This is a genomic window from Trichococcus sp. (genome assembly GCF_055118575.1).
In genome coordinates this window covers 1-16,972 of sequence record NZ_JBSQPW010000018.1, presented here as the reverse complement: position 1 = coordinate 16,972, position 16,972 = coordinate 1, and the positions used below count along the sequence as shown (strand labels likewise).

Sequence of the window (16,972 nt, the reverse complement as noted above, 5' to 3'; positions counted from 1 at the left end):
TAGCAATCGGTTGCATTTTATTTTTAGAGAGGGAAATGCGGTCCGTTGACCTTCGGATGATCGAAAAACCTTGGTAATCCTATATAAACAAGCTTTTTACAAGCAATCGGGCAGCTCGTCGGAATAAAACGTATTCTTTTTTTGAGAAAAAAAGCTTGACTATTAAAGCAATCGGTTGCATAATCAAACTTGTAAAGGAAATTCATTTCAAGGGGGACAAGTAAGTGAAAACGAATTGGAAAAAGTATTTTGGAAGCGGTTTAATCTTGGGAGCATCTGCTTTAATCTTGGGCGCATGCGGCGGCACAGCTGATACAAGCGATACAGGCTCAGCTGAAAACACATCCGGAGAAGTCGTTGTGGAAGGCGACGTCAAATTGTGGGTGGACACAGATCACGTGGAAGTCTTCAAAGGGATTGTAGCAGAGTTTGAAAAAGAATTTCCTGAAGTTACGGTTGAAGTGGCAGCAGGAAGCTCAGCTGATGCAAAGAAAGATGTCTCGAAAGATCCAAAAGCAGCGGCTGACGTTTTCATGATGCCGCACGACCAAGTCGGTCAAATGGCTGAAGCAGGTCTGTTATATCCGAACACAAAATATGCAGATGAAGTAAAAGCAAATAACGTGGAATCGGCTGTCGAAGGCGTAACCTGGAACGATCAGCTTTACGGCTATCCATACGGCGTCGAATCGCAAGTCCTCTACTATAATAAAGCGAAACTGACTGAAGACGATGTGAAGAGCTGGACGACATTGACTGAAAAAGGCAAAATCGGCACAAACTTTGCTGAAGCAGGAGCCAACTATATCTTCGGACCGCTGTTCATGAGTAACGGTCTATACTTGTACGGCGAAACTGGCGAAGATCCAAGCGGAACCAATTTCAATGACGAAAAAGGTGCTGAAGTGCTTGCATGGATCGCAGCCCAAAAGAACAATCCAGGCGTGATCCAATCCGGCGCAGAAGCTTTGGCCAACTTGGAAGCGGGCGTTTCCGATGCCTTCCTTTCCGGTCCTTGGTCGAAAAACGATGTGATCGAAGCCTTGGGCGACAACATGGGCGTTGCGGCTTATCCGACAGTCGATTTCGGCAGTGGCGAAGTCCAGATGAAAGCTTTCTTGGGCGTCAAATTATTTGCTGTAAACCAACAGACAGAAGCACCTTTAGCTTCCATGGCTTTGGCGAACTACCTGACCAACGAAACTTCGCAGATGACTGAATTCCAGGAAATGGGCGTCATTCCATCAAACAAAGCCCTTCAGGAAAATGCGGAAGTGCAGGAAGATGTCGTGGCAAAAGCCGTAATGGAAATGTCCCAACCGACTCACTCGGTCGTCATGCCTAAAGTTCCGGAAATCGTGTCCTTCTGGCCAGCGATGGATGCCATCATCAACGATGCATACAAAGGCAACATCACCGCAGACGAGTACATGAACAAATTGGACAAACTCGTAGAAGACACATCCAAAGTCACTGAATCTGAAGAATAAAAAGAGGAAAAGCGGAACGGGTTCGTTCAGCCCTGAAAGAATTTTAGGAAATTGTGCCGACTGAGCATCGCAGAGCGCAATAGGTACAATTTATCTAAATTCCGAAGGGCTAACCCGTGTAGCTGGACATCTATTTTAGGCGCATGAAATATTTTTTAAGCTAAAAGGGAGGGCGAAAGATTACGCATCTTTCGTCCCTCTTATTTAAATCAAGAAAGTGAGTGGGGAAGCCATGTTCAAGAAAAAAAGTTACGGCCAGCAGATGACCTTTCGGGAATTGTTCAAAGAAGGGGACATCGCAACAAAACTTTCCTTTGTTGTCATGGGGGCCGCCAATCTTGCCAATAAACAATACTTAAAAGGTTTGATTTTCCTGTTATCGCAGATCGCCTTCTTCTATTGGCTGATTCGCAACGGACTGCGGGCGCTGGCCATGTTGGCGACGTTGGGCACCCGGGAGCAAGGGCTCGTTTTTGACGAACGCCTAGGGATTGAAGTGCTGCAAGAGGGCGACAACTCGATGTTACTGCTATTATTCGGCATTGCTGCCATTGTAATCTGTGTGGTCCTCGTCGGCTTGTACGTCATCAATCTCAAAAGCGCGCGGCATATCCATGAACTGAAGCAAGCGGGCAAAAAGATCCCGAGCACGATGGATGATCTGGGCAGCCTGCTGAACGAACGGTTCCATGCCACTTTGATGACCATTCCTTTATTGGGCGTGCTGCTATTCACGATTCTGCCGTTGCTCTACATGATCTCGATCGCCTTCACAAACTATGACCATACGCACCTGCCACCGAAAAACCTCTTTACCTGGGTCGGCTTTGTGAACTTCGGTAACGTCATTTCCGGGAATATGGCAGACACCTTCTTCCCGGTCTTGGGCTGGACGCTGATTTGGGCTACGCTGGCGACTGTCACTTGCTTTTTCTTCGGCATCCTACTGGCGCTTTTGATCAACACCAAAGGCCTGAAATTCAAGGGTGTTTGGCGCACGATTTTCGTCATCACGATGGCCGTGCCGCAGTTCATCTCGCTGTTGGTCATGCGCAATCTCTTGAATGGCGCGGGTCCCATCAATGCAACGCTGCTGAGCCTGGGTCTGATTGATTCCGCCATTCCGTTTTTGACGGATCCGATCTGGGCAAAAATTACCGTCATCGTCGTCAACATGTGGATTGGGATTCCGGCCACGATGCTGGTTTCGACGGGGATCATCCAAAACCTGCCGACCGATCAGATCGAGGCTGCTCGGATCGATGGCGCGAATAAGCTACAGATTTTCCGCAACATCACGTTCCCGCAAATCCTGTTCGTGATGATGCCGGCGCTGATCCAACAGTTCATTGGAAACATCAACAACTTCAACGTCATTTTCCTGTTGACCGGCGGTGGACCTTCGAACTCCGACTTCTATGGCGCGGGTTCGACGGATTTGCTCGTCACGTGGCTGTATAATTTGACCGTCAATACAATGGACTATAATTTGGCATCCGTCATCGGTATCCTGATCTTCATCCTGTCCGCAGCATTCAGTCTGCTTGCTTACACAAGAACGAATTCATTCAAGGAGGGCTAAAAAATGGCAAAAGCAAAGAAAACAACAGGATACAAAGCGCAGCGGCGGTATTCGCTGGCTGCGGTCTACGCCATCCTGGCTGTCCTGTCGGTCATTTGGCTGTTCCCGATCGTTTGGATCGTTCTGACCAGCTTCCGGGCAGAGGGCGGCGCGTTCGTCCCGTACATCATCCCGAAATCGTTCACTTTGGAAAACTATAAGATTCTGCTGCTGAACACATCCGGGAACTATCCGTTTGTGCGATGGTTCCTGAACACGCTGTTCGTTTCCGTAATCAGCTGCATCCTGTCGACCCTCATCACGATCGCCATGGCGTACGCCCTGTCGCGCCTACGCTTCAAGATGCGGAAACCGTTCCTGAAAGTCGCTTTGGTGCTGAACATGTTCCCCGGCTTCATGAGCATGATTGCCGTCTACTACATCCTGAAAGCCCTGAACCTGACCGAAAGCCTGCTTGCTTTGATTCTGGTCTATTCCGCGGGTTCCGCGCTGGGCTTCTACATCGCCAAAGGATTCTTTGACACAATTCCGATGGCGCTCGACGAATCGGCCATGATCGACGGCGCCAACAAGTGGCAGATTTTCACAAAAATCACGCTGCCGTTGTCCAAACCGATCATCGTGTACACGTCCTTGCTGGCTTTCATGGGACCATGGATGGACTTCATCTTCGCCAAAATCATCATGGGCGACAACATCCCGAACTACACGATTGCGATCGGCCTGTTCACAATGATGACCCGCACGACCGCCAACTCGCTGTTCATGGCGTTCACCGCCGGCTGCGTGCTCATCGCCATCCCAATCACGATCCTGTTCATCTTCATGCAACGCTTCTACGTGGAAGGCGTGACATCCGGATCTGTTAAAGGATAAGAATGTTTCAATGAAAAAGCCGAAAAGGCGCCCTTGCGGGGGCGCTTTTTCGGCTTTTCTAGGTGGTGTTGGCAATCGTGTGTACGAAAAAGATGGATAATCCACAGTTATCCATCTTTTCGCCAATAATAGATGTTGTGCTAGAATCTATCTATACGACAATCACGATAAATAAACAGACAACAGAGGTCGCGCTATGGATGAAAAACACTTAAAGGATCTATATTTCAAAGAATATTATTTCTCGGATTTCTTCTTTTTCAATGTAGGATACGAGAAATGCAAGAGCGGGCATCGATTTGGCCCTTGGTTACGGGACAACTATATCGTGCACTTTGTGATCAGCGGAAAAGGAAGATACATCGTGAACGATACAACACATGACTTGGGAGCGGGAGATTTTTTCCTGATCCGTCCGAATGAACTGGTCGATTACGAAGCGGATGCTGAAAATCCTTGGGAATACTATTGGATAGGCTTTTCGGGCAGTAAGGTGGAGGATATCCTGCATACGAACGGAATCGGGGCGAAGGATTATATCGGCAAGGTCGACGCGAAAGATGAGCTGCAGAGGAAATTCGAGCGCTTTATGCAATCCGATTTTTTTGATGATTCCAAAAAACTAGTAAATCAGGCCTTTTTCTATGACATTTTCTCGTTTTTCAGAATCCACAATGAAAATATGGAAATGGGTGTCCGTGTCAGCCGAACGAAAAAATACAGCGAAGCCTTTTTGTTGTACGTGGAAAATAATTATTACCGCGAGGGTTTGACGATCGAAGAAATCGCAAAATCGATGTACCTGCACCCGTCCTATTTCAGCCAGGTGATCAAAGAGGAGTTGGGCTTGACCGCTCTCAAATATGTGAACCTGTACCGGATGAATAAAGCTAGCCAGTTGCTGAAAACGACGGAACTATCAGTGGAGGAAATAGCGAGCGCGGTAGGGTATCAAAACCGGCACTCCTTTTCACGGGCCTTCAAAAGCCAGTTCCACAGTTCTCCGACCCGGTATAAGCTTGAAAAATAAGACCTAGAAAATTGTACCCTGCAGCTAAAATCATGCCCTTCTTATTCAGTAAGAATCAACTATACTGGAGACATCAAATAGAAAAGGAGCATGGACATGGTCAAAATTTGTTTTATCGGTGCAGGGAGCACAATCTTCGCAAAAAATGTTTTGGGGGATGCGATGCTGACGCCGAGTCTCCAGGATGCAGAAATCGCATTATACGATATTGATGAAAAAAGATTAAAAGAATCCGAACTGATGCTTCAGACAATCAACAAAAACTCGAACCAAAACCGCGCGAAAATAAAGTCTTTCAGCGACAGAAAAGAAGCTCTGAAGGGCGCGAATTTTGTCATCAATGCGATTCAAGTGGGCGGATACAAACCGAGCACGGTGATTGATTTTGAGATCCCGAAAAAATACGGCTTGCAGCAGACGATCGGGGACACTACCGGAATCGGCGGTATTTTCAGAGGATTGCGCACACTTCCTGTGATGTTTGAGTTTGCGAAAGAAATGGAAGAAGTTTGTCCGGATGCATGGCTACTGAACTACACCAATCCGATGGCGATTTTGACGATGGGCATGCTGAAAGCGACGAAGATCAAAACGGTCGGCTTGTGCCACAGTGTCCAAGTCTGTGTACCGGAACTGTTCGAACATCTGGGGATAAAAGATCAGTACAATCTGGATGAATTCCAATGGAAAATCGCCGGCATCAACCATATGGCCTGGCTGCTGGAAATCAACCGGAACGGAAAAGATTTCTACCCTGAAATCCGCAGTCTGGCTTCAAAAATCGCTGATCCCCATAAGGATTCTGTGCGTTTTGAATTGATGAAACATTTCGGCTACTATATCACGGAATCCAGCGAGCACAACGCAGAGTACCATCCATACTTCATCAAGAAAAATTATCCGGAGCTGATTGACCAATTGCAGATCCCGATCGATGAGTACTTGAGAAGATGCGTTGATCAAATTGCAGGTTGGGAAACTCAAAGAGAAGAAATCGTCAACAACGGTTCACTGGAACACACGAGAAGCCGCGAATATGCCTCTTATATTATGGATGCGATTACAACCGGAACCCCAGCTATGATTGCCGGGAATGTTTTGAATAAAGGTCTGATCACGAACTTGCCGGAAAATTGCTGTGTGGAAGTTCCGTGTTTGGTGGACAAGAATGGCGTTCAACCTACCTATGTGGGCGACCTGCCTACGCAACTGGCCGCATTGAACCGGACGAACATCAATGTCCAGGAACTGACTGTTGAAGCCGCAATGACACTCGAAAAAGACAAAATCTATCAAGCGGCCTTGATGGACCCGCATGCGAGTTCAGAACTGTCCATTTCCGAAATCAAAGCGATGGTTGACGAACTGATCGCTGCCCATGGCGATTACCTGCCGACCTATAAATGAGGACAAATAGGTGCGCGTAGGCAATCGGCTTCGGAGTACCCTATGATAAATCGAACGTCTATCTATGCAAAAAGTAGGAGCTGCCCCGAAAAGTTGGGCGGCTCCTGCTTTTTTTGGACTGGGGCGAGTTTGTCGTGCGAAAAACATGGATAATTCATAGTTATTCATGTTTAAGCAAAGATTCGGGCTCGAAAAGATGAATACTTTAGAGTTATTCATCTTTTCAATCAACGCGCCACCGTGGTGACCGCCAGCTACGGCCAGAGACGTGCTGCCCGGAGTTGAGCGACGCGCCGACCGATCATCATCGGCAAGCGAATGTTGGCCGGAGAAGAATGATTTTCAGGCAGCCGAACTCCGGCGAAGCCGAAGAAGCCGGAGGTGACAGTTTATTATCTGTTACTTTCCGCCCAGAAGTGCCCCGCGAAGTGCAGATATGGTAAACTAGAGGTACATAAAGTGCAGTGCTAAAAACCTATATCATTGGTGAGGTGTTAGTGATGGTAAGCAGAGAATTGAAAGTAACCATGTTGGAAGCAGTGGATAATCAATTGAGCATGAACGAACCAAAATGCACAAAGGATACTTTTGAACGGCTGATTGCTTCAGGCTGCAGCCCGCAAGAGGCGAAAGAAAGCATCGCTGAAGTTCTGTTGGACAGGATAACCGCGAGTTTGGCAACGGGAGAAGCTTTCGATGAAGCGGATTTCGGCAAGCGATTAGCCAGTATCGAAGGCAAAAGGAAACAGAATCCAGCCACTTTCGACCCTTCCGAAGAGACGATGGCTGAACTGATTGAGCGCATCAAATGCGATCCCGCCAGGATTTTCCCCGAAGCAGAGTTGACGGAAATCATTGCCAGAAAAGAAGAGGCGATTCCTTTGTTGCTGGCTCTTCTAAAAGAGGTAAGGGATAACGCAGAAAAATACAGCAACGATTTTGATTATTTTGGGCATATATATGCGGTTTTTCTGTTGGTTCAGTTCAGAGCTAAAGAAGCTTATCCTATCGTTCTGGAGCTGTTCAGTCTGCCGAATGGACTGGCAGACAAGTTGTTTGGGGATGCGGTGACGGATTATGCCGGAAGGATAATGGCATCCATTTGTGGCGATGATGTGGCACCCCTAAAGCAGCTGGCTGAGAATGAGGATGCTGATAAGTATGTCAGAGTCGAAGCTCTGATCGCATTGGCTATTTTGACATTGCACGGAGAGCTCGAACGGAAGGAGCTTATGGCTTATTACAAAGAACTGCTCCCCACAATCGACAACATGACCATTGTCACGTTGCTGATAAATCTCTGTACGGATATTTATCCGGGCGAGGTGTATGATGAAATCAAAGCAGCCTATGAAAATGATAAGGTGGATTATTTCATGATCGGCATGGAATCCGTGGATCATTCCATGCGGGAAGGCGAGGTGTCAGTTCTGGCTAGGGCCAAGAGGAACATACACTTGCAAAAAATCGATGATACGATCGATGAATTGATGGGTTGGGCCTATTTCAAATATAACCGAGGTCCTGTCAAAGAGAACTATTTTGAGCAGCTGATGAACAACGACGCGGGCTTCATGCCAAAGTCGAAGGGGACACCCGTCGTCAACGAACCAAAAATCGGCCGCAATGACCCTTGTCCTTGCGGGAGCGGCAAAAAGTACAAAAAGTGCTGCGGGAAATAAGGGCAAAACCGCTTAACAATGCATGTAGCTTATCGGCATTTCAATGACGGCCTCTTCTCTATGCAATTCCAACTTTGTTGAGCAATTTTGTAAATAGAATGGATTAGTAAGCGCAACCATTATAATAATTGATTTATTATTTTTTAATTGCTATACTTAACGAAAATAGAAAGTCGGCGATGGTGTTCGCCTTTAACTATCATAATAACTATGATTAATGACACCTACTTAAATAAAGGCGCAAAACCGCCTTTATTTAAGTGGGTGTCATTTTTTATTGTCTAATCATAAAGGAGGAGAAAATTTTGGCAGCGAAAATTCAGTTTATCAAAGCAAGGGAAGTATTCGATTCACGCGGCAACCCCACCGTTGAAGTGGACGTTCATTTAACGGATGGTTCATGGGGACGAGCTTCCGTGCCTTCAGGTGCATCTACTGGAGATAAAGAGGCGGTTGAGTTAAGAGATGGAGGCAAACGTTTAAAAGGTCTCGGGGTTTCAACTGCAGTGAATAATGTAAATACTGAAATCAACAGCTTATTAGTAAACCAATCCCCTTTTGATCAAGCACTCGTGGACGCATTAATGATTGAAGCAGATGGGACACCTAATAAAGGACGTTTAGGTGCTAATGCCATACTGGGTGTATCCATGGCCGTTGCCAGAGCGGCAGCTAACTCATTAAATATTCCTCTTTATCGCTATTTGGGCGGTGTTGATTTAGAATTGCCCTTGCCATTTTTTAATGTTATCAATGGCGGCAAACACGCTGACTCGGGTATAGACGTACAAGAATTTTTAATTACTCCTATTGGGACTTCCAGCTTTAGAAAAGGGTTAGAGATGGTAGCGGACACTTACCACACTCTGAAAAAAATGTTGAAAGATAAAGGGTTGGAGACAGCGGTAGGCGATGAAGGTGGTTTTGCCCCTCGCTTAAAATCCACTGAGGAGGCTCTTGGTTTCTTGGTTGAAGCTATCAAAGCAGCCGGGTATGAACCTGGTAAAGACATAGCGATTGCTATGGACCCTGCAGCCAGTGAATTCAGTTCCGACGGCGTCTATCATTTTGAAGGGAAAACGATGACTTCAGATCAGATGATCAGTTATTACCAAGATATTGTAGAGAAATACCCAATCATTTCCATTGAAGATGGTTTATCTGAACATGATTGGGATGGATTTAAAAAGTTGACAGAGGTATTGGGTGACCGCGTGCAATTGATCGGAGACGATATTTTTGTAACGAACCCAGAAATTTTCCAAGAAGGAATTGATAAAGGGATAGCTAATTCTATCTTAATTAAATTAAACCAAATTGGAACAGTTTCTGAATCGATTGCAGCTATTAAAATGGCTAGAAAAAACAATTATACAACCATGATTTCTCATAGGTCAGGTGAAACAGGCGATACATTTATTGCTGACTTCGCTGTAGCTATGAATGCAGGACAAATTAAAACCGGATCAATCGCGCGTTCTGAGCGAGTCGAAAAATATAACCAATTTTTACGAATAGAAGAGGAATTGGGTAATTCGGCACAAATGGCTCATTTCGACGTGAAAAAAAATAATTCAAAATAAGTTACATTATCTATAAGTTGTCTGTATTCAGTTTTTGAATTGTATAGCCAGAGCCCTGATGAAATCGGGGTTCTTTTTTGTAAGAGTTGAAAACACATGATTTCATGAGAGGATCATACGAAATCCAGTGCAGAAATTGTATTTGTATTTGGTAAGTGCAATAGGTGCGCTGTAAAATTCATTGAGGATGGTGGTATCCTATTGAAAGGCAATTATGCGACTATAATCAAAGATGTAGCACTTACAAATATCGAAGAAGATGATAAAGAACAGTCATCAGGTAAAATCATAAGGAAAAGCCAAGTCTATGCATTCTGTTTTCGAGAAAATAACTGGGATAACAAAAGCTTAAGAAAAAGTACTCGAAAAGTCTATAACGGGCTTTTAGAGTGCTTTTTTAGTTGTGGATCATTCGCAACAAAGTGATTCATAATGGCGGAAAAGGTTTGTTTATCGTTTAGATCAGGAATACGTCAGCGCAACCCCATAATGGCCGGAGACGCAAGGCTGTTTGTTGCCGTCGAACTTGATCTCGTAGGTCTCGACCGCTTGCGGTGGATTCAAGATGATGAAGCTGATGCGCAGCGGCACGGCTTGTATTTCCTCGGCAAGCGCCTTGAGAAATTTCTCAGGAAATGGGAAAAATGCCGTTATGAGAACGCTTTCCCTAAAGCGCCTCAAGTTATTGTTGGGGGCTACTGCCCGTGCTATAGTAGTCCCATGAAAAGGATTTCAAAAAACAAAAGGAGATGAAAAATGATGATGCAGAAACTTCAGCGTTTCGGCGGCGCCATGTTTACACCAGTACTATTATTCGCTTTTGCAGGGATTATCTTGTCGCTTTCGATCATGTTCCAAAATGAAATGTTGGTTGGTGGAATCGCAGCGGAAGGGACGATATGGAAAAACTTCTGGGCGGTTGTTGAGTCCGGTGGTTGGACAGTTTTTAATCAGATTGAGTTATTATTCGTTATCGGTTTACCTATGGGATTGGCGCAAAAAGCAAATGCCCGGGCAGCTTTAGAGTCGTTCGTTATCTATACGACATTCAACAACTTCTTGAGCAAAATTCTTCAGTTGATGGGACCAACTTTCAATGTTGACTTCACCCAAGAAGTTGGCGGCAACAGTGGACTGAAAATGATTGCCGGCACTAAGACTTTGGATACCAATCTGATCGGCGCTATCTTGATTGCAGCAATCGTTGTCTGGATCCACAATCGCTATTTTGAAAAGAAATTACCAGATTGGATCGGTATTTTCCAAGGTTCTTCGCTGGTTGTGATCATCGGATTCTTCCTGATGCTGCCGCTGGCGTTCCTGACAGCTTGGATTTGGCCGATCATCCAAGGCGGCATTGGTTCTGCACAAGGCTTTATGGCAAGTTCCGGGACATTCGGTGTTTGGTTGTATGTGTTCCTCGAAAGGATTTTGATTCCGACAGGTCTGCACCATTTCATTTATCAACCGTTCATCTTTGGTCCAGCGGTGGTGGAAGGTGGCTTGACTGCTGCTTGGTTGGAAAATCTGAATACTATCGCACAGTCAACTGAACCTTTGAAAGAACTGTTCCCTGCTGGTGGTTTCGCGCTGCATAATGTTTCCAAACTTTTCGCACCTCTGGGGATTGCGGCGGCTTTCTATGCGACAGCAAGTCCCGAGAAACGTAAGAAAACATTGGCCTTGTTGATTCCGACAGCGCTGACTGCCATTCTTTCCGGAATCACGGAACCGTTCGAATTCACGTTCCTCTTCATAGCACCGCAGTTGTTCTTGGTTCACTCTTTGTTGGCAGCAACGTTAGGCGCAACCGTCTATGCTTTCGGAGTTGTTGGAGATATCGGTGGCGGCTTGATTACGAACTTGTCGCAGTTCATCATTCCGATGTCGATCAATCATATGGGATCAGTTCTGACGCTGTTCGCGGTCGGCTTTGCTTTCAGTATCATCTACTTCTTTGTGTTCCGATTCGCCATTCTGAAGTATGACTTGAAAACACCTGGTCGTGAAGATGCGGAAGAAGTCAAGATGTACAGCAAACAAGAGTATCGTGAAAAGCAAGCCAAGAAAAATGCTGGCGCGTTGGCCGGCAATCCATATGCTGTAAGTGCTGCGCATTATATGGAAGCGTTAGGCGGCGTCGATAACATTGTCGAGGTGAACAACTGTGCGACAAGATTGCGTGTTACGGTGGCGGATGAAGCATTGGTGGCACCTGATGCGGAATTCAAAGAAGGCGGCGCGCATGGTCTCGTCAGAAATGGAAAGGCGTTCCAAGTGATTGTGGGTCTGGATGTTCCGCAAGTCCGAGAAGCGTTTGATCAGTTGGTTGCACAAAAGCCAATCTAACAACATATCCAATAGATTTATCATCATAAAAAACTAAATTAACAATAGAAAGGGAGAATAAAAAATGGAATTAAAAAAACAATCGATCGCTATCGCAGGCGGAGGCAGCACATTCACACCAGGAATCATCATGATGTTGTTGGAGAATCTGGAGATTTTTCCGATCAGACAAATCAAATTTTATGACAATGATCCGGAGAGACAAAAGCAAATCGCGGATGCCTGCGAAATCATCCTGAAAGAACGGGCACCTGAAATCACTTTCGTTGCAACAACTGATCCCGAGACTGCTTTTACGGATATCGATTTCGTGATGGCCCATATCCGTGTCGGAAAATATGCGATGCGTGAGAAAGATGAGAAAATTCCTTTGAAATATGGTGTCATCGGTCAGGAGACTTGTGGACCGGGCGGGATTGCATACGGCATGCGTTCGATTGGGGGCGTATTGGAATTAGTGGATTACATGGAGCAATATTCTCCTGATGCATGGATGCTGAACTACTCCAATCCAGCAGCGATCGTAGCCGAAGCGACTCGTAAACTTCGTCCAAACAGCAAAATCATCAACATATGCGACATGCCTGTAGGTATCGAACACCGCATGGCGGAAATTCTCGGGATGAAATCCCGCAAAGAACTTTCCATACGCTACTATGGATTGAACCACTTCGGCTGGTGGACAGATATCCGTGATAAAGACGGCAATGACCTGATGCCTGCAATCCAAAAGCATGTCAAAGAGCATGGCTATATCACGCCTGCCGAGCTGGAAGGAAAGGGCAGCGAGGAAGTGGAAGCAAGCTGGGTGCACACATTCGGAAAAGCTAAAGAAGTTTATCCACTGGATCCAAAAACCTTGCCGAATACTTATTTGAAGTACTACTTATTCCCACAAGACGAGGTCGAAAAAGCCAACCCTGAATACACACGCGCAAATGAGGTGATGGATCACCGTGAGAAAATGGTCTTTGGGGAGTGCAACCGCATTGCGCAACTTGGGACAGCAGTGAATTCCGAACTGGAAACGGACGATCACGCTTCTTACATCGTCGACCTGGCTCGGGCGATTGCGTACAATACGAAAGAGCGCATGCTGCTGATTGTGCCGAATAATGGGGCGATCTCCAACTTTGATCCGACAGCGATGGTGGAAATTCCGTGCATCGTAGGTTCGAATGGTCCTGAACCACTTGTTCAAGGCGAAATTCCTCGTTTCCAAAAAGGCTTGATGGAACAGCAAGTCGCTGTAGAAAAACTGGTAGTGGAAGCTTGGGAAGAAGGCTCCTACCAAAAATTATGGCAAGCACTGACTGTTTCCCGCATCGTACCGAATGCGCGCGTGGCCAAAAATATTCTGGATGATTTCATTGCCGTCAATACGGACTTCTGGCCTACTTTAAACTAGGAGTTCCTTCCTGAAACAACCCATTCATATGATACAATAGAGTCGCAAACCAAAGAGAGTTGCTCTTGGTAGGCGACTCTTTGTTTACGGAGGGATACGGGTGGAATTAGAAAGTATCATCAATGAGCACTTCAACGAACTAAACGAAAATGAAAAAGCCATTATTGAATATATCATCAAGAATAAGGCGAATTGCCAAGAGATGACCATCATTGAATTGGCGAAAGAGACGCTGACATCCAAATCCTCAATCCTGCGCCTGACGCAAAAGCTGGGGTTCAGCGGATACAGTGAGTTCAAATACAGTATTCGCAAGGATATTTCCAAACAGCATGCCGTCGGACCGGAATACGATCTGTACAGCATGCAAATCAAAGACATCGAAACAACCAAAAAGATATTTGAACAGACTGAATTGACACCGATCCTAAAGCAAATGCAGGAAGCGAAGCGGATTTTTTGCTATGGGACCGGCTGGGGGCAGCGGAATGTGCTGGCTGACTTTCTGCGGTCCATGATTGCTGTCGGAAAATATCCCATTCTATTGGAAGCCAAAAGGGAATTGGAAATGGCATCCAAAAGCGACATAAGGCCTTCTGACTTGTTGATCGTGGTTTCGTTGAGCGGGGACATACGCGAAGTTGAAAAAGAAATGGGCATTTTGAAGCTAAAAGGCATTCCAATTGTCTCGATTACTAGCTTGAGCAATAACAGTTTAGCGTCTTTAGGGAAGTATAATCTGTACTTTCAGAGTACCCCCATCATGCAGGGGGATACTGAAATCGTATCTTTCCTTCCGCTCCACCTGACTTTGGACAGCCTGTACAGGAAATATGTGGATTATACGAACCGGTTTATGAAAGAGTAAGTGCGTAGCTGAAGAATGTTCAAAAGCACGAAAAAGCAGGAGCTGCCCCAAATTGGGGAGGCTTCTGCTTTTTGACTTTTGCGCTACATTTACGTATAATTTGATGTATAAAAATCAAAAAAGTGGTGAGTGCTATGACGGGAAATCAAAAGAAATTAATGGAACTCGTGGCGCACGAGGCAGAAAAAAACCACGGAGTTGTGTTCCTGGCTACGTTGAGGGAGAATGGCTTTCCGAATCAGGTCTCATTGAATTATTTGAAAAAAGAGGGGTTTGAAAAGATCAGCGGGGGAATCTATTTATCGCCGCTTTACTATGAGGATGAAATGTATGTTTTTCAAAAGCGGTTTGCGAAAGGCGTATACTCCCATGAAACAGCGCTTTATTTGCATGGCTTGTCCGATGTAACGCCTTTTAGTTATACGATGACTTTCCCGCGCGGTTATCATTCGAAAAAAATTAAAGAGCAACCTATTTCGGTGTTATGGAAGGATCGGTCCGTTTGGCAGGAGGACCAAATGACCGTCAAAAGCAGCAATGGGAACGATATTGTCGTCTATTCGATGGAACGAACCTTGTGCGACATGTTTAACGCGCGGTATGAAGCGGACGAAGATGTGCGGGTACAAGCAATTGTAAAATATATGCGAAGATCCGACAAAAATGTCCCTAAATTGCTTAACCTTGCTAAAAAACATAACGTTCTGGACAAAATAAAAACTTATGTGGATGTATTGTTGTGAGCTGACCACCAAAAATTAGATTTTTTAGGTCGAACTTTTGAGGGTAGGCTCATTTACTGCTGCTTTTTCTTTTATAAACTGTCAAAGTAAGGAAAGGCGGTGTTATCAATATTTTTAACTTTCAAAAAATAAAATTGTATAACCATTCGAAATCAAAAATCGTATAGTATAATAGAATGGAACATGTGTTGCACTATATTAGAATGCTATAGGGGGTAACGAAGATGGCGATTTATAGTGGCGAAACGGTTAATGATGCAATTGAAAAAGGCTTGAAAGATTTAGGTATTGATAAAAAACATGCAGAAATCACTGTTATTCAGCAACCAAAACCTGGTATCTTAGGAAAATTTAGCAAAGAAGCCAAAGTTGAAATCATTAAATTATCTGATGCGGATTTAGAAAAAAAGAAAAAATTTAAGAAATTTGGAATTATTGGTGGTGCAGCATTTTTTCTAATTCTTTTGCTTAGTATTTTTTTAAGTGAAGTTTTCACATCAACTAAGAATTCAGATAACAATGAAATATCTGCGCCTATTGCTTCAACGGAGTTAACATCCCAAAATTATAAAACAGTAGTGCAACAGTTTGAAGATGCTGGTTTCATAAATATAAAAACTACAAAAATTGAAGATCTTATAACAGGTTGGTTAATTGAAGACGGGGAAATTGAAAAAGTAACCATTGATGGAAAAGAAGATTTTGAGGACGGAGATTTTTTTTCAAATGATGTGCGAGTTGATATTGCATATCACACATTCCCACCTGAAACGGAGCACCCCGATGATATGGCTGAAAAAATAACTAGCTCAGAATCTGAGTCTGTTGCCATAGCTGAGTCCATTTCCAAAGCCGAAGCTGAATCTATCGCGATAGCTGAATCTGTTGCAAAAGTCGAAGCTGAGTCTATTGCCATAGCTGAATCTGCTGCTAATGAAGAATGGATGACTTCTGTGAACCAATCATTAGACAATTCTTTAACCCAAATGCAAGGGTGGGCTTTAGGATTATTAGATAGGGATGGTTACCCTACTGAAAATGGAACGCCAGATCCATATTTTGCATGGGCTTTGTTTATAGTCGATGCTCAAGTGGAAAATGAAAATAAAGCGATTGTATTAGTAGGTAGTGAGTTTATGAGTCTTTCTGAATACGAAAAAACATCCATAATTGATTATCTTCAAAATGTTATTCAAAATGAACTGTATGGAGCAAGTACGCCAAATAGTGTACATATAACAATATACGCTAGTAACAATATAATTGGCTCATCAAAAATTCTAAATATGCGAGAGTATAAATGGAAAGACTAAATAAAGATGACTGCTGACGAAAAATTACTTCGGTATCAGCTGTATAGTATCATCGGAAAATCAGAAAATCGACTCATTATTTCGTTGGTAAGTCCTGAAAGCTGATATAAATATTTTTTATAAACAGGAGGACAATAACTTTTTGTAACAAGGTGCTGAATTGGTCAGTAGATAATAAATATTTCTTAGAATATGACACGTTATATATAATAAGTCACTACAATTTAATGTAATTGAGGAGGGGATATAACATGATTGGACGTATGTTGAAATTTTTTGTTATTTATATTCTGCTAGGACCTATAACTATCACACTGTATATTATTAAATGGTTGTTTAAAGGATAGAATGATATTGTCTTCAGGAAAGGTTCTTTCCTATTTTAGTTGATTTGTCTCTCTATGTGTAGATCAGTTTGGTTTTTTATCCTTTGGCGGATTTCACAGCTAGATGTCCCATTAATAGTCTGAAATAATCAAAAAGAGGATGGCCTAAATCATGGGAAATGATTTAGGCCATCCTCTTTTGCTATTTAATGTCTGCTGAATAATTTATAAACCCTATTGTGACAACGCTTTTCGATGTTTTTTGGTATAATAGATGCATGGAATCCAGGGCAAAACACCAAAAATCCGTGCACT

At 44.2% G+C, this 16,972-nt stretch carries 13 protein-coding genes and 1 riboswitch; all 13 genes read left to right on the top strand.

Features of this window, described 5'->3' with window-relative positions:
* Positions 1 to 224: 224 nt before the first annotated feature.
* The 13 genes from ACTCCX_RS06595 to ACTCCX_RS06535 all read left to right on the top strand — a co-directional run bounded on the left by ACTCCX_RS06595 (position 225) and on the right by ACTCCX_RS06535 (position 16,331).
* The gene (locus ACTCCX_RS06595; RefSeq protein ID WP_463275257.1) at positions 225 to 1,490 is read left to right on the top strand and encodes an extracellular solute-binding protein; all 1,266 of its coding nucleotides are present in this window, start codon (positions 225 to 227) and stop codon (positions 1,488 to 1,490) included.
* Positions 1,491 to 1,722: 232 nt separating this feature from the next.
* Positions 1,723 to 3,072: a carbohydrate ABC transporter permease gene (locus tag ACTCCX_RS06590; protein WP_463275256.1), complete on the top strand. Its 1,350-nt coding sequence runs from the start codon at positions 1,723 to 1,725 to the stop codon at positions 3,070 to 3,072.
* 3 nt (positions 3,073 to 3,075) lie between these two features.
* Complete coding sequence (locus tag ACTCCX_RS06585) at positions 3,076 to 3,948, top strand: sugar ABC transporter permease (RefSeq protein WP_068622978.1); 873 nt, start codon at positions 3,076 to 3,078, stop codon at positions 3,946 to 3,948.
* Between the two features lie 196 nt (positions 3,949 to 4,144).
* The gene (locus ACTCCX_RS06580) at positions 4,145 to 4,978 is read left to right on the top strand and encodes an AraC family transcriptional regulator (protein ID WP_463275255.1); all 834 of its coding nucleotides are present in this window, start codon (positions 4,145 to 4,147) and stop codon (positions 4,976 to 4,978) included.
* Between the two features lie 96 nt (positions 4,979 to 5,074).
* Positions 5,075 to 6,385, top strand: coding sequence for an alpha-galactosidase (gene melA / locus ACTCCX_RS06575; RefSeq protein WP_463275254.1), 1,311 nt, complete (start codon positions 5,075 to 5,077; stop codon positions 6,383 to 6,385).
* Between the two features lie 500 nt (positions 6,386 to 6,885).
* On the top strand, positions 6,886 to 8,067 hold the full coding sequence (locus tag ACTCCX_RS06570) for a DUF1186 domain-containing protein (protein WP_463275253.1): 1,182 nt from the start codon (positions 6,886 to 6,888) through the stop codon (positions 8,065 to 8,067).
* 166 nt (positions 8,068 to 8,233) lie between these two features.
* A riboswitch (Fluoride riboswitch) is annotated at positions 8,234 to 8,301 on the top strand.
* A 71-nt stretch (positions 8,302 to 8,372) separates the two neighbouring features.
* A complete protein-coding gene (gene eno, locus ACTCCX_RS06565; RefSeq protein ID WP_463275252.1) occupies positions 8,373 to 9,650 on the top strand; it encodes a phosphopyruvate hydratase in 1,278 nt (425 codons plus the stop codon).
* A 432-nt stretch (positions 9,651 to 10,082) separates the two neighbouring features.
* Positions 10,083 to 10,403, top strand: coding sequence for a hypothetical protein (locus tag ACTCCX_RS06560; RefSeq protein ID WP_463275251.1), 321 nt, complete (start codon positions 10,083 to 10,085; stop codon positions 10,401 to 10,403).
* A gap of 6 nt (positions 10,404 to 10,409) precedes the next feature.
* On the top strand, positions 10,410 to 11,999 hold the full coding sequence (locus tag ACTCCX_RS06555) for an alpha-glucoside-specific PTS transporter subunit IIBC (protein ID WP_463275291.1): 1,590 nt from the start codon (positions 10,410 to 10,412) through the stop codon (positions 11,997 to 11,999).
* A 64-nt stretch (positions 12,000 to 12,063) separates the two neighbouring features.
* Positions 12,064 to 13,407: a 6-phospho-alpha-glucosidase gene (locus tag ACTCCX_RS06550; protein ID WP_463275250.1), complete on the top strand. Its 1,344-nt coding sequence runs from the start codon at positions 12,064 to 12,066 to the stop codon at positions 13,405 to 13,407.
* Positions 13,408 to 13,507: 100 nt separating this feature from the next.
* Positions 13,508 to 14,275: a MurR/RpiR family transcriptional regulator gene (locus ACTCCX_RS06545; protein ID WP_463275249.1), complete on the top strand. Its 768-nt coding sequence runs from the start codon at positions 13,508 to 13,510 to the stop codon at positions 14,273 to 14,275.
* A gap of 134 nt (positions 14,276 to 14,409) precedes the next feature.
* Entirely contained in the window at positions 14,410 to 15,018 is a 609-nt protein-coding gene (locus tag ACTCCX_RS06540; protein ID WP_463275248.1) for a type IV toxin-antitoxin system AbiEi family antitoxin domain-containing protein, read from the top strand.
* Positions 15,019 to 15,242: 224 nt separating this feature from the next.
* On the top strand, positions 15,243 to 16,331 hold the full coding sequence (locus tag ACTCCX_RS06535; RefSeq protein ID WP_463275247.1) for a Jag N-terminal domain-containing protein: 1,089 nt from the start codon (positions 15,243 to 15,245) through the stop codon (positions 16,329 to 16,331).
* Positions 16,332 to 16,972: the final 641 nt, after the last annotated feature.